General features: G+C 69.5%; 16 protein-coding genes and 1 pseudogene. 15 read left to right on the top strand and 2 right to left on the bottom strand.

The window, feature by feature from the left end:
- Positions 1-52: 52 nt before the first annotated feature.
- Positions 53-912 (bottom strand): annotated as a pseudogene (locus tag STRIP9103_RS36005) (helix-turn-helix transcriptional regulator); the annotation flags it as partial.
- Positions 913-1,150: 238 nt separating this feature from the next.
- A complete protein-coding gene (locus STRIP9103_RS36000) occupies positions 1,151-1,807 on the bottom strand; it encodes a maleylpyruvate isomerase N-terminal domain-containing protein (RefSeq protein ID WP_009330871.1) in 657 nt (218 codons plus the stop codon).
- Between the two features lie 198 nt (positions 1,808-2,005).
- Between STRIP9103_RS36000 and STRIP9103_RS35995 the strand changes: the two genes are divergently transcribed.
- The 15 genes from STRIP9103_RS35995 to STRIP9103_RS35925 all read left to right on the top strand — a co-directional run bounded on the left by STRIP9103_RS35995 (position 2,006) and on the right by STRIP9103_RS35925 (position 20,554).
- Positions 2,006-2,755, top strand: a complete 750-nt coding sequence (locus STRIP9103_RS35995) for an MBL fold metallo-hydrolase (RefSeq protein ID WP_009330905.1) — start codon at positions 2,006-2,008, stop codon at positions 2,753-2,755.
- A 178-nt stretch (positions 2,756-2,933) separates the two neighbouring features.
- Positions 2,934-3,581, top strand: a complete 648-nt coding sequence (locus STRIP9103_RS35990; RefSeq protein WP_048821602.1) for a GntR family transcriptional regulator — start codon at positions 2,934-2,936, stop codon at positions 3,579-3,581.
- A gap of 104 nt (positions 3,582-3,685) precedes the next feature.
- Entirely contained in the window at positions 3,686-4,597 is a 912-nt protein-coding gene (locus tag STRIP9103_RS35985; protein WP_009330894.1) for a dihydrodipicolinate synthase family protein, read from the top strand.
- Positions 4,594-6,360, top strand: coding sequence for an L-arabinonate dehydratase (araD, locus tag STRIP9103_RS35980; RefSeq protein ID WP_009330895.1), 1,767 nt, complete (start codon positions 4,594-4,596; stop codon positions 6,358-6,360). Before STRIP9103_RS35985 ends, araD begins: the two co-directional genes overlap by 4 nt.
- 213 nt (positions 6,361-6,573) lie before the next feature.
- Positions 6,574-7,518 carry a carbohydrate ABC transporter permease gene (locus STRIP9103_RS35975; RefSeq protein WP_009330845.1) on the top strand — a complete coding sequence of 315 codons (945 nt, stop codon included), beginning with the start codon at positions 6,574-6,576 and terminating at the stop codon, positions 7,516-7,518.
- Positions 7,515-8,417 carry a carbohydrate ABC transporter permease gene (locus STRIP9103_RS35970; RefSeq protein WP_009330886.1) on the top strand — a complete coding sequence of 301 codons (903 nt, stop codon included), beginning with the start codon at positions 7,515-7,517 and terminating at the stop codon, positions 8,415-8,417. Before STRIP9103_RS35975 ends, STRIP9103_RS35970 begins: the two co-directional genes overlap by 4 nt.
- Positions 8,414-9,724, top strand: coding sequence for a pectate lyase family protein (locus STRIP9103_RS35965; protein WP_009330898.1), 1,311 nt, complete (start codon positions 8,414-8,416; stop codon positions 9,722-9,724). Before STRIP9103_RS35970 ends, STRIP9103_RS35965 begins: the two co-directional genes overlap by 4 nt.
- Complete coding sequence (locus STRIP9103_RS35960) at positions 9,721-10,893, top strand: Gfo/Idh/MocA family protein (protein ID WP_009330873.1); 1,173 nt, start codon at positions 9,721-9,723, stop codon at positions 10,891-10,893. Before STRIP9103_RS35965 ends, STRIP9103_RS35960 begins: the two co-directional genes overlap by 4 nt.
- A complete protein-coding gene (locus STRIP9103_RS35955) occupies positions 10,893-11,738 on the top strand; it encodes a DUF6807 domain-containing protein (RefSeq protein ID WP_048821601.1) in 846 nt (281 codons plus the stop codon). Before STRIP9103_RS35960 ends, STRIP9103_RS35955 begins: the two co-directional genes overlap by 1 nt.
- A 173-nt stretch (positions 11,739-11,911) precedes the next feature.
- Positions 11,912-13,429, top strand: a complete 1,518-nt coding sequence (locus tag STRIP9103_RS35950; RefSeq protein WP_141583798.1) for a glycoside hydrolase family 43 protein — start codon at positions 11,912-11,914, stop codon at positions 13,427-13,429.
- 63 nt (positions 13,430-13,492) lie between these two features.
- A complete protein-coding gene (locus tag STRIP9103_RS35945) occupies positions 13,493-15,511 on the top strand; it encodes a pectinesterase family protein (protein ID WP_048821600.1) in 2,019 nt (672 codons plus the stop codon).
- Positions 15,512-15,605: 94 nt separating this feature from the next.
- Entirely contained in the window at positions 15,606-16,952 is a 1,347-nt protein-coding gene (locus tag STRIP9103_RS35940; protein ID WP_009330888.1) for an ABC transporter substrate-binding protein, read from the top strand.
- A gap of 250 nt (positions 16,953-17,202) precedes the next feature.
- Positions 17,203-17,994, top strand: a complete 792-nt coding sequence (locus STRIP9103_RS35935) for a rhamnogalacturonan acetylesterase (protein ID WP_009330877.1) — start codon at positions 17,203-17,205, stop codon at positions 17,992-17,994.
- Between the two features lie 134 nt (positions 17,995-18,128).
- A complete protein-coding gene (locus STRIP9103_RS35930; RefSeq protein ID WP_009330846.1) occupies positions 18,129-19,436 on the top strand; it encodes a pectate lyase family protein in 1,308 nt (435 codons plus the stop codon).
- Positions 19,436-20,554 carry a pectinesterase family protein gene (locus tag STRIP9103_RS35925; protein ID WP_048821599.1) on the top strand — a complete coding sequence of 373 codons (1,119 nt, stop codon included), beginning with the start codon at positions 19,436-19,438 and terminating at the stop codon, positions 20,552-20,554. The genes STRIP9103_RS35930 and STRIP9103_RS35925 overlap by 1 nt, the downstream gene beginning before the upstream one ends.

Raw genomic sequence — 20,554 nt, 5'->3', positions numbered from 1 at the left:
TGTCATGCCTGGTGATCGTGGAGCTAAGGCCCCGGGGAGGGGATCGGGCGGATGCCTTAGGAATGGGGGCGTGGGCCTCCTGGGTGGCGGCCCAGGAGGCGAGCAGGCGCAGTCGTTCTTCGGAGGGCGAGCCGGGTTCGGCTGTGTAGATGGTGAGGGTGATGCCGGGTTCGGCGGCCATGTCCAGGCCCTCGTAGGCGAGGGTGAGTTCGCCGACGGCCGAGTGGTGGAACCGTTTGGTCCCGGTGCCGTGGTGGCGGACATTGTGGGCGCCCCAGCGGGTGCGGAACTCCTCACTGCGGGTGGACAGTTCGCCGATCAGGTCGTGCACGTCCTTGTCGTGGGGTCGCGGCCGGCTTCGGTGCGAAGATGGCGACGTCTGCGAAGGTGTCCCAGTCGGGTAGAAGCGGCGGGAGGCGGGTCGAGGAAGTTGAAGCGGGCGAGTTCGCCTGGTGGGGGCGTGGCGTAGACGTCGGCGTAGAAGCGCGGCGAGCTGGTGGCGGCGAGCAGTCCATGCGGCCGTTGCGGACGAAGCGGCCCGGCGGCGATCGCGTCCAGGGTCCACCGCAGGCCGCGGTGCGGGGGCCACTGCCGGCTGGTGCGGCGTCGGGGGCGGACGAGGGTGTCGGAGCCGTCAGCGGCTCGGGCCAGATGCAGGAGGTGGGCGCGTTCGGCGTCGTCCAGCTGGAGGGCACGGGCGACGGCTTCGAGGACGGCCGGGGAGACGCCGGCGAGGTTGCCGCGTTCGAGTTTGGCGTAGTACTCGACGCTCATGTCGGCCAGGGCGGCGACCTCGATCCTGCGTAGACCCGGGACGCGGCGCCGGGAGCCGGTGGGCAGGCCGGCCCGTTCCGGGGTGATTCCGGCTCGCCGCGAGGCGAGGAACTCGCGGACCTCTTCACGGTTGTCCACAGCTCGACCGTACGTCCCGCACGCCACGGGAGCGATGTACTGGCGGTACACCCCTCACCGGTAACCGGCCGCTCCTGCGGAAGGCAGGATGCCTGGACGGGGTGAGACTTCTGGCCCGGCGGCGAGGTACGAGGTACGAGGTACGGAATCCGGGATCCGATGGGCCGATGAGTCGGGAGAAGGGTCAGGCATCAAGTCGGGCCTGCCTGACTTGATGGTCGGGTCAAGGCTGCCGAAATCATCCGAGGACGAGCGGGAGTCTTGCGCTCAACCCGCCCAACTCGGCCCTCTCGGCGTCGGTTGGCGCACGCCGCCCCGTTCCCACCAGCAGAACGTCCTCGTCGGAGAACGTCGCCGGGAACGCGACCCCCACGATCTCCTCCAGCATCTCGCGAGACCGGGCCAGCGCCTCCGCCGGTGGCCCCGCCGCATGTGGCAGATGTGCGATCAGGTCCAGGTGGTGCAGCGTCCACTCCAGGACGTACGCGGAGAGGTAGTCGCCCGCGGTGAGGACCATGTCCTGGGTGGTCACCCGGAGGGCTGGGTCGGCGAGTTCGGCGGCGCGGCCGGCGGCGGAGCCGACGTCGTCCAGGTGGAACTTGAGCAGCCACGGCTCCTCGTACGCGGCGGCCAGTCGCACGATCAGCGCGTCGAGGGGGTCGTCACCGGTCGGCGGTGTGTCGGTCACCTTCCAATACGTCACCGCGTCCCGAGTCGGCTCCGCGTCGGCCGGGGTCACCAGCGTGATCAGGACGTCCTGCGCGTCGATGACCAGGTGGCACACCAGGTCCCGTACGAGCCAGCCGGTGCAACCGGAGGGCCGCGCGAAGTCCGCGTCCTGAAGCCCGGCGACCGCCGCGCGCAGCGCCGCCCACGACCGTGAGAAGAGATCCACTCCCGCAACGTAGACGACGACGGCATCCGGGGCTACGGCAATGAACGCCCTCCCACGTCCAGCCTCCTGACCGGTTGGCGGCAAAAACCGGTGTGACAGCAAGATCCAAGGCGACAAGAAGATCCAAGGTGCTGCAACGCGGAACAAGGAGTCGTAAACGGGGAGCGGCCGTGGGGCCGCGTCCGTACGCTCCCCCATATGCCCCTCAGCCTCACCGTCCTCGGCACCGCCTCCCCGCACCCTGGTCCGGGCCGGCCCTCCTCCGGCTATCTGCTGCGCGGCGGGGGCGCCGAGATATGGGTGGACGCGGGGTTCGGGACGTTCGCCGAGTTGCAGCGGCACACGGATCCGACGAGGCTCACGGCGATCTGGACATCGCATCTGCACGCGGACCACTGCGCGGATCTGGTGGCCGCCTTCTACGGGTTCGCGTACGGCGGGCTCACCCTCCCGGCGCCCATCCCCGTGTACGCCCCCGGTGACTGCGCCCGGCGCCTCGCGGGGTTCTTCGGGCGGTCGGACGAGACGTTCCTGAACGGTGTGTTCGACTTCCGACCGCTGTACGACGGCCATACCGTCCGGCACTGGAACCTCAGCCTCACCGCACGCGCCGTCGTCCACGACGTGGAGGCGTACGGGCTGCGCGCCGAGTGCCAGGGGAGGGTGTTCGCGTACTCGGGAGACAGCGGACCGTGCGAGGCGCTCGGTCGACTCGCGGGCGGTGCCGACCTGTTCCTGTGCGAGGCGGACGTCGACGCGCATCGCGAAGGCGAACCCCGGGTGCATCTCACGCCCGAGGAGGCCGGTATGTACGCCAAGGGTGCCGGCCGGCTTCTGATCACCCACGTGGGGCCCACGCTCACCCCGGAGGGGGCGACCGGGCGCGCGGCCGTGGTCTTCGGCGGGTCCACCGAGAGCGCACGTGAGGGTGACACCAAGATCGTGTGACGGCAACCACACATTCTTTTGCCAGAAGCATTGACGAAACACGGCTCCCCTCCTACCTTCAACGCGTCGTACTTCGTACGTCATATATGAGACGCGATATGTGAGATCGGATACGTGAGATACCGCCACCTGGGGTCTCTTGGGTACCTGGGATCTCCGTGACACCGAGAGGCCGCGCATGACCTCTGTGCCCACGCCGATCCCGTCCCGCACGCAGTTCGTGCTGGAGGGGATCAAGCACCGCATCCTCACCGGGCAGTTGACGCCCGGTCAGGCCCTGGTCGAGACCGAGCTGGCCGCGCAGTTCGGCGTGTCCAAGACGCCCGTGCGCGAGGCGTTGAAGACGCTGGCCGGCACCGGGCTCGTCGTGATGAGCCAGTACAAGGGCGTCACGGTGCGCATGGTGGACGCGGACATGGCACACGAGGTCTATGACGTACGGCTGCTCCTCGAACCGGAGGCGCTGCGGCGCTCGGTGCGGCTCGGCGCCTCCTGGGAGGCGGCGAGCGAGGCGCTGACCAGGGCCGACGCGGCGACGGACACCGCCGAACGGTCGCTGGCCAATCGGGAGTTCCACCGTGCCCTGTACATGCCCTGCGGCAACCCGCTGCTCGGCCGGATGCTCGACGAGGTGCGCGACCAGGCCGCCCTGGTCTCGGCTGTCGCCTGGGCGGCCCACCCCTCCTGGGAGCGGGAGGCCGCCGAGCACCGGGAGATCCTGCGGCTCGCCCTCGACGGTGACGCCGACGGCGCCGCCGCCGCACTGCACGCGCACATCGCCTCCTTCGTCGAGCGGGCCTTTCCCGAGGCCCGCGAGAACGAGTAGGCCCAGCAAGTCCCGGAGTCCACGAGGCCCGGCGGGAAAGCGGCGTCCGAGAAGCCGCCGACCGCCCACAGGCCTGGCGAAGTCCTCGAAGAGGAAGGTCATCCATGAGCAGCGTGACGTTCGAGACCCAACGGGCGGCCCTGGCCGACGTGGTGGCCATCCCGGTGACTCCGTTCGCCGGGGACGGCACCGTCGACCAGGGCGCCCACAGGGCCCTGCTGCGTCGGCTGCTCGACGGAGGGATCACCACCCTCACCCCGAACGGCAACACCGGCGAGTTCTACGCGCTGACCCCCGAAGAGCGGCGGCTGGTCACCGAGTTGACCATGGACGAGGTCGGTGACCGGGCCGTGATCCTGGTCGGCGTCGGACACGACGTGCCGACCGCGATCGCCTCCGCCGAGCACGCCCGCGCGGTCGGCGCCCAGATGGTGATGGTCCATCAGCCCGTTCACCCGTATGTCTCGCAGAGCGGCTGGGTCGACTACCACCGGGCCATCGCCGAGGCCGTGCCCGAGCTGGGGGTGGTGCCCTACATCCGCAACGCGCAGCTCACCGGCGCCCGCCTCGCCGAACTCGCCGACGCCTGCCCGAACGTGATCGGCGTCAAGTACGCCGTCCCGGACGCGGCCCGCTTCGCCGCCTTCGCCCGTGACGCGGGGCTCGACCGCTTCGTGTGGGTGGCCGGGCTCGCGGAGCCGTACGCGCCCTCGTACTTCTCGGCCGGTGCCACCGGCTTCACGTCGGGGCTGGTGAACGTCGCCCCGGCCGTTTCGCTGAACATGATCGAAGCGCTTCGATCGGGTGACTTCCCGGCCGCCATGAAGGTCTGGGAGCAGATCCGCCGCTTCGAGGAGCTGCGCGCCGCGAACGGCTCCGCCAACAACGTGACCGTCGTCAAGGAGGCCCTCGCCTCACTCGGCCTCTGCCGCCGGGACGTCCGGGCGCCCAGCAAGGAGCTGCCCGAGGACGAGCGCGCGGAGGTCGCCGCCATAGCCGCCGGGTGGTCCATATGACGAACACCGAGCACGACATGAGAGAGAGCAGGAGCGAGTCCGGGAAGCGTCCCGAGGAGCTGCGCAGCCACCAGTGGTACGGCACTGACGGGCTGAGGTCGTTCAGCCATCGCGCCCGCACCCGCCAGCTCGGCTATCTCCCCGAGGAGCACCTGGGCAAGCCCGTCATCGCGATCCTCAACACCTGGTCGGACATCAACCCATGTCATGTCCACCTCCGCGATCGCGCGCAGGCGGTCAAGCGGGGCGTGTGGCAGGCGGGCGGCTTCCCGCTGGAGTTCCCGGTCTCGACCCTCTCCGAGACCTTCCAGAAGCCGACCCCGATGCTCTACCGCAACATGCTCGCGATGGAGACCGAGGAACTGCTGCGGTCGTACCCGGTCGACGGTGCCGTCCTGATGGGCGGCTGCGACAAGTCCACGCCCGCCCTCCTCATGGGCGCGGCCAGCGTCGACCTGCCGACCGTGTTCGTGCCGGCCGGGCCCATGCTGCCGGGCCACTGGCGCAACGAGGTCCTCGGCTCCGGCACCGACATGTGGAAGTACTGGGACGACAAACGCGCCGGGCTCATCGGCGACTGCGAGATGCACGAACTGGAGAGCGGACTCGCGCGCTCGCCGGGCCACTGCATGACGATGGGTACGGCCTCCACGCTCACCGCAGCCGCCGAGGCGCTCGGCGTCACCGTCCCCGGCGCGTCCAGCATCCCGGCCGTCGACTCGGGACACGACCGCATGGCCGCCGCGGCGGGACTCAGGATCGTCGAACTGGTCCACAAGGACCGCAAGCTGACCGACATCCTCACCCCGGAGGCCTTCGAGGACGCGGTCACCACCGTCCTCGGCCTCGGCGGCTCCACCAACGCCGTCATCCATCTCATCGCCATGGCCGGCCGCGCGGGCGTCAAGCTCACCCTCGACGACTTCGACCGCATCGCCCGTACCGTGCCGGTGCTGGCCAACGTCCGGCCCGGCGGACAGACCTACCTGATGGAGGACTTCCACTTCGCCGGAGGCCTCCCCGGGTTCCTCTCCCGGATCACCGACCTGCTGCACCTCGACCGGCCGACCGTCTCGTACGACACCCTGCGCGAGCAGCTCGACGGCGCGCTCGTCCACAACGACGACGTCATCCGCACCCGCGACAACCCGGTCGCGGCCGAGGGCGGGGTCGCCGTACTGCGCGGCAACCTCTGCCCGGACGGCGCGGTCATCAAGCACATCGCCGCCGAGCCGCACCTGCTCAGGCACACCGGTACGGCGGTCGTCTTCGACGACTACAAGACCATGCAGCGGACCATCAACGACCCGTCGCTCGGCATCACCGCCGACAGCGTCCTGGTGCTCCGCAACGCCGGCCCCAAGGGCGGTCCGGGCATGCCCGAGTACGGGATGCTGCCCATCCCCGACCATCTGCTGAAGCAGGGCGTACGGGACATGGTGCGGATCTCCGACGCCCGGATGAGCGGCACCAGTTACGGCGCCTGTGTGCTGCATGTGGCACCGGAGTCGTACATCGGCGGGCCCCTCGCCCTGGTGCGCACGGGGGACTCCATCACCCTCGACGTCGAGGCGCGCACTCTGCGACTCAACGTGGACGACGAGGAGTTGGAGCGCCGCCGGGCGGAGTGGACCCCGCCGCCCACACGGTACGAGCGCGGCTACGGCGCGCTCTACAACGAGCAGATCACCCAGGCGGACACCGGCTGCGACTTCGAGTTCCTGGCCAGACCGGGCAAGGTTCCGGACCCGTACGCCGGGTGACGACTTGACCTACCTGGGCCCCGGGTTTTTCAGGGGCGCGGGGCTGTATCGAACATGCGGCTCCGCCGCGTGGGCGCGACAAGCCCCCACGCACCCGCAGACGCCATCGCACAGCAAGCCGCACCCCGTACCGCGAACCACCCCCTCTGCACATCGAGAAAGCGCTTCCTGTACCACGACGCACCACGACGTACCAGAAACGGAGCCCCAGTCATGGCCCAAGCCGCAGCCGTGGCGAAACCCCCCGCGCCACCCCGGCGGAGCCGTGCGCGCCGTGCCTCCGCGACCCCGCGCAGGCTGCCGTACCTGCTGATCGCCCCGGCCGCCCTGCTCATGCTGGGCTTCATCGCCTACCCGGTCATCAACGTCTTCTACTACAGCCTGCAGCACTACAACCCCACCAAGCCCTGGCGGAACGGCTTCGCCGGCTTCGACAACTTCGTCCACGCCTTCACCGAGGACCCGCTGTTCTGGGACACGCTGGTCTTCAGCGCCAAGTGGGTGGTCGTCGAGGTCGGGCTGCAGTTGCTGTTCGGCCTGGCGCTCGCGCTGATCGTCAACCAAACGTTTGTCGGGCGAGCACTCGGCCGCGCCCTGGTCTTCTCGCCCTGGGCCGTCTCCGGCGTCCTCACCTCCGCCATCTGGGTGCTGCTCTACAACTCCCAGACCGGCATCACCCGCTACCTCGCCGACCTGGGCATCGGTGAGTACGGCACCAGCTGGCTCTCCGACACCTCCACCGTCTTCCCGGCGGCGGTCGTCGCCGATCTGTGGCGCGGTGTCCCCTTCTTCGCGATCCTCATCCTCGCCGACCTCCAGTCCATCTCGAAGGACCTGTACGAGGCCGCCGAGGTCGACGGCGCCAGCCGGATCCGGCAGTTCATCCACATCACGCTGCCGCATCTGAAGGACGCGATCATCCTCTCCACGCTGCTGCGCGCGGTGTGGGAGTTCAACAACGTCGACCTGCTCTACACCCTGACGGGTGGCGGACCGGCGGGTGAGACCACGACCCTCCCGCTCTACATCGCCAACACCTCGGTCGACGCCCACAACTTCGGCTACGCGTCCGCCCTGACCACGGTCGCGTTCGTGATCCTGCTCTTCTGCTCGATGGTCTATCTGCGGCTGAGCAAGTTCGGAGGCGAGTCCAAGTGATCACCAAGGACGCCGAGAGGACCGTACCGGTGACGCCCGCGCCCACGGCCGAGGAGCCGCCGCAGCGACCGCGGGGACAGCGCCGGGCCTGGGACGAGGTACCGCGCTGGCAGATCTACCTGCCCCTGTCGATCTACCTCGTCTTCACCCTCGTCCCCTTCTACTGGATCCTGCTCTTCGCGCTCCGCGAGCCCGGCTCGACCTCGCTCGTGCCGTGGCCCCTCACCTTCGAGCACTTCGAGAAGGTGTGGAACGAGCGGTCCTTCGGCATCTACTTCCAGAACAGCGTGCTCGTCGGTGTCGCCACCCTGGTGATGACCACGATCGTCGCCCTGGCCGGCGGCTACGCCCTCGCCCGCTTCGACTTCAAGATCAAGCGCGGGTTCATGCTGGCGCTGCTGTGCTCCCAGTTCGTGCCGGGCGCGCTGCTCCTCGTACCGCTGTTCCAGATCTTCGCCGAGCTGCGGATGATCAACTCCCTCGGCAGTGTCATCCTCGCCGAGACGGTGTTCCAGCTGCCGCTGTCGATCATCCTGATCAGCAACTTCATCAAGAACGTGCCGTACTCCCTGGAGGAGGCGGCCTGGGTCGACGGCTGCAACCGGTTCACCGCCTTCCGGGTGGTCGTGCTGCCGCTGCTGCGGCCCGGGCTGATCGCGGTCGGTTCCTTCGCCTTCGTGCACTCCTGGAACCACTTCCTGTTCGCCCTGATGTTCCTCAACAACCAGGCCAAGCAGACCATCCCCGTCGGCCTCAACACCCTGCTCAGCGCCGACAGCGTCGACCTGGGCGCGCTGGCGGCCGGCGGCATCATCGCGGCCGTACCGGTCGTCATCGTCTTCGCCTTCATCCAGAAGTGGCTGATCACGGGCTTCAGCGCGGGGGCGGTGAAGGGATGAGACTGCCGATACGAGTCCTTCAACTGGCCACCCTGGCAGGGGTGTTGGGCCTCGCGCTCACCACCCCGGCCGGGGCCGAGTCCCGGGACATCAGCCGGGACACGCTCGCGGCGGACGACGGCTGGGCCGCGGCCGACGGTGGGACCACGGGGGGTTCCACCGCCGACGACGCCCATGTCTTCACCGTACGCACCCGAGGTGAGCTGGTCCGCGCCCTCGACGGGGGCAGCGCCACCCCGAAGATCATCCGGATCGCGGGGACCATCGACGCCAACACCGGCGACGACGGCGACGAGCTCGACTGCGACGACTACGCCACCGACGGCTACGACGTCCGGAAGTACCTGGCCGCGTACGACCCGCGCACCTGGGGCTCCGCCAAGCCCAGCGGCCCCCAGGAGGAGGCCCGCAAGGCGTCGGCCGCCCGGCAGGCGGAGCGGATCGAGCTGGCCGTCGGCTCCAACACCACGATCGTCGGCCTGAGGGGCGCGGTCCTGAAGGGCGCCAGCCTCCAGCTCAAGGGCGCGGACAACGTGATCGTCCGTAACCTCGAACTCCGCGACGCCTACGACTGCTTCCCCGTGTGGCAGCCCAACACCGGCGGCCTCGGCGACTGGAAGACCGCGTACGACAACATCTGGCTGCGCGGCGCGAGCCACGTCTGGATCGACCACGTGACCATGTCCGACAAGGGTCACCCCGACGAGGACGAGCCGACGTACTTCGGCCGCAACTACCTCCGCCACGACGGCCTGCTCGACATCACCAACGCCTCCGACCTGGTCACCGTCTCCTGGAGCCGCTTCGCCGACCACGACAAGGCGATCCTCATCGGCAACGGTGACACCGCCACCGGCGACCGGGGCAGGCTCCGGGTGACCCTGCACCACAACGAGTTCACCGGCGTCGTCCAGCGGGCACCACGCGTCCGCTTCGGGCAGGTGCACCTCTACAACAACCGATATGTGATTTCCGCACCGGCCGACGCCCACGACTACCGCTACTCCGTCGGCGTCTCCACCGAGTCCGCCGTGTACGCCGAGAACAACGCGTTCACCACCCCCGGACATGTCGAGGTCGCCGACCTGGTGAAGAGCTGGAACGGCACCGCCCTGCACCAGACGGGCACCCTCTTCAACGGCTATCCGGTGGATCTGCTGGCCATCTACAACGCCTACAACTCCGGCAGCGAGCGTGATCTCACGGCGGACGTCGGCTGGGCGCCTACCCTGCACCAAAAGATCGACAGCGCCGAGCGGGCCGACCGAGAGGTGGCACGCGGCGCGGGCGCCGGGAGGATCCGATGAAGACCACCGACCACCAGATTCCGCTTCCCCTCGTCCTCGCGGGCGCCCGGGGCCACGGCCGCTGGCACCTGGAGAACATCCGCCGCCTGGCGGACAAGGGGATCGTGCGGCTCGCCGGGATCTGCGAGCTGACCCCGCTCGGCGCGGACGAGATCCCCGACGGTCTCGGCAGCCCCGAGCAGTCCGCCGACTTCGGCGCGCTCCTCGACTCGACCGGCGCCGCCGTCGCCGTCATCTGCACCCCCATCCCCACCCACACCGACCTGGCGCTCACGGCGGCCGAGCGGGGCGTGCACCTCCTGCTGGAGAAGCCCCCGGCGCCGTCGTACGCCGAGTTCCGGCGGATGGCGGACGGGGTCGCCGAGGCCGGGGTCGTCTGCCAGATCGGCTTCCAGTCGCTGGGCTCGCACGCCGTGCCCGCGATCCGGCGGATGATCGCCGAGGGCATGGTCGGCGAGGTCGTCGGCATCGGCGGCGCCGGGGCCTGGGCCCGCGCCGAGTCGTACTACCGGCGTGCGCCCTGGGCCGGAAAGCGGCGCCTGAACGGCGTCGACGTCATCGACGGGGCGCTCACCAACCCCCTCGCGCACGCCGTCGCCACCGGGCTCGCGCTCGGCGACGCCACCCGCGCCGAGGACGTCACCACCATCGAGACCGAACTGCTGCGCGCCAACGACATCGAGTCCGACGACACCTCCTGCGTCCGCGTCACCACCGCCGACGGCGGCCGGATCACCGTCGCCGCCACGCTGTGCGCCGCCGACCCGGACGACCCGTACGTCGTCGTGCACGGCACCAGCGGCCGGATCACCTTCTGGTACAAGCAGGACCGCGTGCTCGTCCAGCGCGCCGGACACGGCCCGGAGGAGATCGAGTACGGCCGCACCGACCTGCTGGAGAACCTCGTCGATCATCTCGTCGACGGCACCGACCTGCTGGTCCCGCCGGACATGACCGGCGCCTTCATGAAGGTCGTCGAGGCCATCCGTGTCGCCCCGGACCCGATCGAGCTGCCCGCGGACGCCTGGCATCGGCTGCCCGAGGAGGACCGCCGGATCGTCGACGGCATCGACGGCCTGGTCGCCGCCTCGGCGGACAACCTCGCCCTCTACTCCGAGCTGGGCGCCCCCTGGGCGCTCCCCCGACCAGCGAAAGAGGTGAGCACGTGATGACGACCAACGACTCCCTGGTCCTGCGTGTGGCGGGCCGCCCGGTCGGCCGGTACATCACCCGGCCCGAACTGCCGGCCCGGCTCTCCCCGCGCCCCTATCTGCATCCGGTCACCACCCTGTCCGGTACGGCGGTCACCGAGCTGAGCCCCGCCGACCATCCGCACCACCTCGGCGTCGGTGTCGCCGTTCCCGACGTCGAGGGGCACAACTTCTGGGGCGGACGCACCTACGTCCGCGATCAGGGCCCCACCGAGCTCGACAACCACGGCTCCCAGCGCCACACGAGCTACCAGCTGCGCGACCCCGACGGCTTCGTCGAGGAACTGCGCTGGGTCGCCGACGCCGCCGAGCTGCTGCGCGAACGCCGTACCGTCGCCGCCACCGAACTCACCGACTCCGCCTGGGCGTTGGACTTCACCTTCTCCCTCACCAACATCACCGGCGCCCGGGTGACCATCGGCAGCCCCGCCACCAACGGCCGCCCCGGCGCCGCGTACGGCGGCTTCTTCTGGCGGGCCCGCAAGGAGGCCGAGGCGCCCCGCGTCTTCACCGCCGACGCGGAGGGCGAGGCCGAGTGCCACGGCGCCCGCGCCGACTGGCTCGCCCTCGCCGGCGCCTCCTGGACCCTCGTCTTCGCCGGGGCCACGGACACCACCCGACGCGACCCCTGGTTCGTCCGCGCCGACGAATACCCGGGTGTCGGCTCCTCCCTCGCCCACACCGAGCGCCTGGCCGTCGAGCCCGACGAGACCGTCGTACGCCGCGTCGTCACCGTCGTCGCCGACGGCACCCTCGACCGGGACGAGGCGGCGGCCCTGGTCCGCAAGGCGGTGAGCCCGTGACCGCGACATCCGGTACGACCGCCGCGCCCGGCACGTCCGCCGCGCCCGGCACGTCCGCCGCGCCCGGCACGTCCACCGCGCCCGGTGCGTCCGCCGCGCCCGGTGCGTCCGGCAGTACCGCCGGCGCCCCCGCCTTCTCCGCCGACCAGGGCGACGGCACCTACCGCAACCCGGTGCTCGACGCCGACTGGTCCGACCCGGACGTGCTCCGCGTCGGCGACGACTACTACCTGACCGCCTCCAGTTTCGGCCGGGTCCCGGGTCTTCCCCTGCTCCACTCCCGGGACCTGGTCAACTGGACGCTCGTCGGCCACGCCCTCGAACTCCTCGAACCGGCAGCCGAGTTCAGGGTCCCGCGCCACGACTGCGGCGTCTGGGCGCCCTCGCTACGGCACTTCGACGACCGGTTCTGGATCTTCTGGGGCGACCCCGACCACGGCATCTACCAGGTCAACGCCCCCGGAATCAGGGGACCGTGGACCCGCCCGCATCTGGTCAAGGAGGGCAAGGGGCTCATCGACCCGTGCCCGCTGTGGGACGAGGAGACCGGCGAGGCGTACCTCGTGCACGCCTGGGCCAAGTCCCGCTCCGGGATCAAGAACCGGCTCACCGGGCACCGGATGCGCCCCGACGGCACCGGACTGCTCGACTCGGGCAAGGTGATCGTCGACGCGGACCGGCTCCCCGGCTGGTTCACGCTGGAGGGCCCCAAGCTCTACCGCCACGACGGCTGGTTCTGGATCTTCGCGCCCGCCGGGGGAGTGGAGACCGGCTGGCAGGGCGTCTTCCGCTCCCGCGAGTTCTTCGGTCCGTACGAGGAGCGGATCGTCCTGGAGCAGCACGACACCGAGGTGAACGGCCCCCACCAGGGCGGCTGGGTGCGTACGGCGGCAGGGGAGGACTGGTTCCTGCACTTCCAGCAGAAGGGGGCGTACGGGCGGGTCGTCCACCTCCAGCCGATGCGCTGGGGCGCTGGGGGCACCTCCCGCTCGAGCGAAGCCGAGAGTGGGGGAAGCTGGCCCGTGCTCGGCGACGAGGGCGCCCCCGTCGCCGTCCACACCAAGCCGGCGCTGCCCGCGCAGCCGCTCGCCGCGCCCGCCACCGACGACGACTTCCCCGGTGGCCGCTTCGGACGCCAGTGGCAGTGGACCGCCAACCCGCAGGACGGCTGGGCCACCCACCACTCGGGGGACGGGCTGCGCCTGACGTGCGTACGTCACGTGGACGCCCACGACCTGCGGAAACTGCCCAACGTCCTCACTCAGCGGCTGCCGGGCGTCCCGGCCGTCGTCGAGGTGGAGCTACGGCTCGACAGTGAGGAGCCGGGGGCGCGGGCGGGGCTCGCGGTGCTCGGGGACGCCTTCAGCTGGATCGGGTTGCAGCGGGGCACCGACGGGACCGTGCACCTCGTCCACCGGTTCGCCGAGACCGTCGCCGAGCGCGAGCGGGACGCCGACCATCCGCGTCCGGCGCCCGGGGGACGGGCTCGGCTGCGGATCGAGACCGGCGCGGGGGCGCGCTGCCGTTTCTCGTACGACGTGGGGGAGGGGTGGAAGCCCTCGGGGCAGGTCTTCGCCGCCACCCCCTGGCGCTGGGTCGGCGCCCTGCTCGGCCTCTTCGGGGTCGCGCCCACCGGCGGGGGACACGCCGGGGCGGCCACGTTCACGCAGTTCCGGATCGTCCGCTCGTAGATCGACCACCCGTAGCTCGATCACGTACGCCTGATCGACCATGTACGCCTGTTGGGAGCCGCAATGACGCACCTCCGTAGCAAGCGCTTGCCGGAGTCGGAACCGCCGGGTCCGAGACCCGGCATCGGCCGGGCCCTGGTCACGGTCGCCGCTCTGGTGGCCTCGCTGGGGCTGGGAGCCATCGCCCCGGCCGAGGCCGCGCCCGAGACCGCCGTGCGGGCGCCCGGCGGCTGGAGCGACGAACCCCATGGCTTCGCCTCGCTCGACGGCGGTACCACCGGTGGCGCCGGCGGGAAGGTGGTGACGGTCACCGACCAGGCGTCCCTGGTGAGGTACGCGTCCGCCGCGGAGCCGTACGTCATCCGGGTCAAAGGGGCGATCGACGTGGAGCCCTTCGGCTCGGACATCGTGGTGACCTCGAACAAGACGATCATCGGCGTCGGAGACACCGGCGAGATCGTCCACGGGGAACTGCATCTCAACCCCGGCACCAGCAATGTCATCATCCGCAATCTGACGATCCGCGACTCCTACGTCGAGGGCGACTGGGACGGCAAGACCACCGACTTCGACGCGATCCAGATGGACACCGTCGACCACGTCTGGATCGACCACAACCGCTTCGAGCACATGGGCGACGGACTGCTCGACATCCGTAAGGACAGCCGGTACGTCACCGTCTCGTACAACCAGTTCAAGAACCACAACAAGGCGTTCGGGATCGGCTGGACGACCAACGTCCGGACTGAGATCACCATCGACCACAACTGGTTCACCGGCACCAAACAGCGCAACCCGTCCGCCGACAACTGCGCCTACGCGCACCTCTACAACAACTACGTCTCGGCACAGGTGGCCGACGGCGACCCCGTGTGGACGTACGGGAACTGGGCGCGCGGCAGGACCAGGATGGTCATCGAGAACAGCTACTACGACGGTGTCCAGCACCCCTATCAGGCCGACGCCACCGCCGAGTTGGTGCAGCGCGGGTCCATCCTGAAGAACGTCAGCGGGCGACAGGACGCTTGGGGCACGGCCTTCGAGCCGAGGGACCTCTACGACTACCGGCTCGACCCGGCCGCTGCCGTACCCGCGCTGGTCACGCGCTTCTCCGGGCCGCAGAAGCGGATCGGCACCAATACGGTGCTCGACGTTCCGGGCTCGTACGCGACCGTCCAGGCCGCCGTGGACGCCGTGCCCGACGGCAACGACGGCACGGTCACCATCCGGATCGCGCCCGGCACGTACCGTGAGCAGGTCCGTATCCCGGCGGGCAGGTCGAACCTGGTGCTGCAGGGGACTGGACAGGACCGCGCCGACACCGTCATCGTCTACGACACGCCCGCCGCGTACGGCGGCTCCAACGGCAGCGCGACGGTACGGATCGCCGCGAACGACGTGACGGCCCGCAACCTCACCTTCAGCAACGACTTCGACGAGGCCGCGCACGAGCTGAACGGCGAGCAGGCCCTCGCCATGAAGACGGTCGGCGACCGGATCGTCTTCGAGGACACCGCCTTCCTGGGCAACCAGGACACGTTGATGACCGACAGCCCCCGGCTGGACGCCATCAGCCGGGTCTACATCCGCGACTCGTACATCGAGGGCGATGTCGACTTCATCTACGGACGTGCGACCACGGTCATCGAGCGGTCCGTGATCAAGGCGCTCAGCCGGGGTTCGACCACGAACAACGGCTACATCACGGCCGCGTCGACCTGGAAGGACAACCCGTACGGCTTCCTGATCACCGGGTCGAGGGTGATCAGCGACGCGCCCGCCGGGACCTACCACCTGGGCCGGCCCTGGCACCCCGGTGGCGAGCCGAACGCCATCGCCCAGGTGCTGTTCCGGGACACCGAGTTGCCCGCCGCGATCAAGTCGTCGCCGTGGACCGACATGAGCGGCTTCTCGTGGAAGGACGCGCGGTTCACGGAGTACCGCACGTACGGGCCGGGGGCCGGTGTCACCGTCGACCGGCCGCAGCTGGCGGACGCGGACGCGGATGCGTACACGGTCGTCAAGTACCTTTCGGGGACGGACAGTTGGGCGCCGCATCGGGCCGCCCGGCACCGTCGCTGAGGTCCACGGTCGCCGGGTCCGTTCGCCCGGCGGCCCCGAGTGAGCCCCCCACAACTTCATAACCCTCGTTGGATCCAGAAGAGAGAGCCGTTCAATGAAGATCAGCAAGCGCAGAAGCAGGCGTGCCGCCGTGGCCGTCGCCCTGGGATCCGTTCTCGCCCTGACCGCCACCGCCTGCGGTGACGACGGCAGCGGCGCCGGTGGCGACAAGGGCTCCGAGGGCAGCGGCAAGGGCAAAATCGTCTTCTGGGACAACAACGGCGGTGTCCGCACCGACATCTGGAAGGAGATCATCGCCGACTTCGAGAAGGCCAACCCGGACATCAAGGTCGAGTACGTCGGGATCGCCGCGACCGAGTACCAGTCCAAGGTCGACACCGCCATCCAGGGCGGCGGGCTGCCCGACGTCGGCGGTGTCGGCGCGGCCATGGCCGCCGGGTTCGCCGCGCTGGGCGCGCTGGAGCCGCTGGACGACCGGCTCTCCGGGTCCTCGCTCAACGGCAAGCTGAACGAGGCGATGGTCGAGTCGCTGAAGTCCGCCGGCGGTGGCGACGCCCTGTACTCGATCCCGACCTCCGCCAACAACGGCGTCCTCTACTACCGCACCGACCTGTTCAAGGCGGCCGGCCTCGACGCGCCGACCACCTGGGACAAGTTCTACGACGCCGCCGAGAAGCTCACCGACAAGGACAAGAACGAGTTCGGCTACACCATCCGCGGTGGCGCCGGTTCCATCGCCCAGGCGCTGGACGCGATGTACGGGCAGTCCGGCATCACCTCGTTCTGGGACTCCAGTGGTGAGAAGACCACCGTCAACGACCCGAAGAACGTGGCGGCCCTGGAGAAGTACGTCGGCCTCTACAAGAAGGTCACCCCGGCGGCCGATCTCAACAACGACTTCACCAAGATGGTCGCGCAGTTCGACTCCGGCACGATCGGAATGCTGAACCACAACCTGGGGTCGTACCAGGACCATGTGAAGGCGTTCGGGACCGACAAGTTCCGGGGTATTCCGCAGCCGGTCGGCTCCGCCGGCAAGCGGGTCCAGGTGTCCAACCCCGTTGACGGGCTCGGCATGTTCAAGAGTTCGAAGAACAAGGACGCGGCCTGGAAGTTCATTGAGTTCGCCGTGTCGCACGAGGAGAACTCGAAGTTCAACGAGTCGGCGGGACAGGTGCCGGCCAACAACGAGGCCGCGAAGGACGCGTGGATCTCGAAGGCCGAACCCACGAAGTTGGCTGCCGCCGCGCTGACCGACGGTTCCACGACGATCGTGCAACTGCCGTACTACCTGCCGGACTGGAACACCATCTCCAAGGCCGACAACGAGCCGGCCTTCCAGAAGGTGATGGACGGGCAGATGAGTGCGGAGGACTTCTTGAACTCGCTGGCCGACCAGTTGAACGAGGCGCAGAAGGAGTGGAACGAGCAGAAGGGATGACGCTCCGCTAGGAGCCGAATTCAAACTGCCGGTCCGCTGTGGCTGGTCGCTCCCCCACTCTCGGCTTCTCCCCCACTCTCGACTTCGCTCGAGCGGGAGGGACCCCCATGAGCGGGAGGGACCCCCATCGCGGCGGAGCCGCACATCGAGACAGCCCCGCGCCCCTTTGGGGCGCGGGGGTGCCACCCCCTCCTGAAGGACACCGCACCACGGTCATATCCCCTACACCTGTTGAGAAAGGCACCCGCACGTGTCGCTCACCCGTAGACAGGTCACCACCGCGGCTGTTGCCGCTGTACCGCTCGTAGTCGCCGCCTCCGGGACCGCGTCCGCCGTCCCGCGTCGTGAGCGCACCCTCTACATCGCCGGTGATTCCACCGCCGCGCAGAAGTACGCCGCCGCCGCGCCCGAGACCGGGTGGGGGATGGCGCTCCCGTTCTTCCTCCACTCCGGGCTGAACGTCTCCAACCATGCCGTCAACGGCCGGAGTTCGAAGAGCTTCATCGACGAGGGCCGACTTGACGTCATCCTCGACGCGATCCGGCCCGGTGACCTCCTCCTCATCCAGTTCGGCCACAACGACTCCAAGGTCGCCGATCCCACGCGGTACACCGAGCCCTGGACCACCTACCAGGACTATCTGCGGCAGTACATCGACGGGGCACGGGCCCGGGGTGCCCGGCCCGTTCTCGCCACCTCCGTGGAGCGCAGAAAGTTCGACGCGGACGGGGTCGCTCAGCCGACCCACGGTGACTATCCGGCGTCGATGCGGGCCCTCGCCGAGAAGGAGCAGGTCGCTCTTCTCGACATCCAGGCCCTCTCGATCGCCCTGTGGCAGCGGCTCGGCGTCGAGGAGACCAAGAAGTACTTCAACTGGACCGAGACCGAGCAGGACAACACGCACTTCAACCCGCCGGGGGCGATCGCCGTGGCCCGGCTGGTCGCCACCGAGTTGTTGCGGCGGCGGGTCGTCTCGCGGCGGGATGTGCGTCGGTTGGACGAGGCGATTCCCGAGTCCTGGATCACGTGGCCCGAGGCGTAGCCGCTTTCGCTCTGAGCCCGTTTTCACACCGCGAGCCGTATGCGGCTGGTCGCTCCCCCCCCAGTCTCGGCTCAGCCCCGCGTCCTGAAAGGGGCGCTCCCCTCCCCCTTCCTTTGAAAGGAACCCTTTCACCCATGCGTAGCTCTCTTTGGCATGCCCATGTCATGACATCCGTTCTTGGCTGCACCGCCCTCGTCCTCGGTGTCACCGGTACCGGCGTCGCTCACGCCCAGCCGCGCGACCTCGGTCGTCAGGTGCTCGGCGCCGGTGACGGCTGGGGCTCCGCGGAGGGCGGAACCACGGGTGGCTCGGCGGCCGACGCCGAGCACGTCTACACCGTCACCACCTGGGCGGAGTTCAAGGCCGCGCTGAAGGACGGCGGAGACGCGCCGAAGATCATCAAGGTCAAGGGCATGATCGACGCCGTCTCCCAGGGCTGCGAGGCCTTCGTCACCGGCGGCTACGACCTCCAGCAGTACCTCAAGGACTACGACCCGGCCGTCTACGGCAACGACGAGGTCGCCAAGGGTCCGCAGGAGGACGCGCGGGTCGCGTCCGCGGCCAAGCAGGACACCGAGATCAAGGCCAACATCCCCAGCAACACCACCATCATCGGCGTAGGCAAGAAATCCGGCATCCTCGGCGGCAGCATCCAGATCAAGGGCGTCTCGAACGTCATCATGCGCAACCTCACCATCGAGGCTCCGCTCGACTGCTTCCCCAAGTGGGACCCGACCGACGACAACCACACCGGCAACTGGAACTCCGAGTACGACACCGTGGTCGTCTACGGCAGCGACCATGTGTGGCTCGACCACAACACGTTCACCGACGGGCGCTACCCCGACAGCGAGCGGCCGGTCTACTTCGGCAAGGTCTTCCAGCAGCACGACGGGCTGACGGACATCGTGCGCGGCGCCAACTACGTGACCGTGTCCTGGAACCGCTACGAGAACCACGACAAGAACATGCTGATCGGGAACGGTGACGGTCTCGCCGCCATCGACGCCGGCAAGCTCAAGGTCACCATGCACCACAACCGCTTCGAGGGGATCCTCCAGCGCTCCCCGCGCGTGCGGTTCGGACAGGTCGACGTCTACAACAACCACTACGTGGTGACCGAGGAGCAGAAGTCCGACTACTACATCTTCGGTGTCGGCATCTCCTCGCAGCTGTACGCCAGCGACAACGCCATCTCGCTGCCGGCCGGCGCCAAGGTCGGCAAGGTCCTGAAGAAGTGGAACGAGTCCCCGCTGACCGCCGAGAACAACTACGTCAACGGGAAGCTCACCGACCTCATCGCCGTCCACAACGCCGAGATCCCCGCGGAGACCCTGCAGTCCGGCGCCGGGTGGACGCCCACCCTGCGGCCCAAGGTCGACTCGCCGCGTGCCGTGCCGGGCATCGTCAAGGCTCACGCCGGTGTCGGAAAGGTCTGCTGATGAGAGGGTTGCCATCAGGGGTCAGCAGACGGTCGTTCGTCGTCGCGAGTGTGGGGGCGGCGGTCGCCCTCGGGGCCGGTTCGCCCGCCCATGCCGGGCACGGTCGGTCTCCCTTCGGACGGTACGGGTCCCCGGCCGCCCGGCTCACCGAGCGGACCCTGTACGTGGACCCGCGCGGCGCCGGTGACTTCACCACCGTCCAGGCCGCCGTGACCGCCGCGAGCGGTAGTGGGTACACCCTCGTCATCGCGCCCGGCGTCTACCGGGAGACGGTCGCCGTGAGCGTCGCCCGTACGGAGATGACCTGGATCGGGGCCTCGGGCGACGCGCGTGACGTCGTGGTCGTCTACGACAACGCGGCCGGCACCCCCAAGCCGGGCGGCGGCACATACGGCACCACCGGGTCGGCCACCACGCTGGTGCAGGCCGACGGCTTCACCGCCCGGGACATCACCTTCGCCAACGACTGGCTGCGCGCCGACCATCCCGAGATCACCGGCACCCAGGCCGTCGCCATCAAGGTGCAGGGGGACCGTTCCGCCTTCCACCGGTGCCGGTTCCTCGGGCACCAGGACACCCTGTACGCCGACTCCATGGCCCTCACCACCTTCGCCCGGCAGTACTACCGGGACTGCTATGTCGAGGGTGATGTGGACTTCGTCTTCGGGCGGGCCACCGCCGTCTACGAGCGCTGCCACTTCCGCACCCTGAACCGCACCGACCTCGCCGCCGCGCCCTACGGCTTCGTCTTCGCGCCCTCCACCGCGGGCGCCAACCCGCTCGGCTACCTGGTCACCGGCAGCCGGGTCACCAGCGAGGCCCCGGACGGCTACTACAAGCTGGCCCGCCCCTGGGTGCCCAGCTCCGACACCACCGCCCGACCCATGCTGACCGTGCGCGAGACCCGCCTCGGCGCCGGGATCGACGCGGTCGAGCCGTACACCAACATGTCGGCGAGCTTCCCCTGGCAGAACCAGCGGTTCGCCGAGTACCGCAACACCGGGCCGGGGGCCCTCGTCCCCGTCCCCGAGAACCGGCCCCAACTGACCGACGAACAGGCCGAGTCGGCCACCCGCGAGGCCTACCTCGGTGACTGGACCCCGTGGAAGGGATGCTGA

Origin of the sequence: Streptomyces ipomoeae 91-03 (genome assembly GCF_000317595.1) — a bacterium.
Taxonomy (GTDB): domain Bacteria; phylum Actinomycetota; class Actinomycetes; order Streptomycetales; family Streptomycetaceae; genus Streptomyces; species Streptomyces ipomoeae.
Note: the sequence above shows the minus strand (reverse complement) of the source record. Positions and strands in the feature narration are given on the sequence as shown.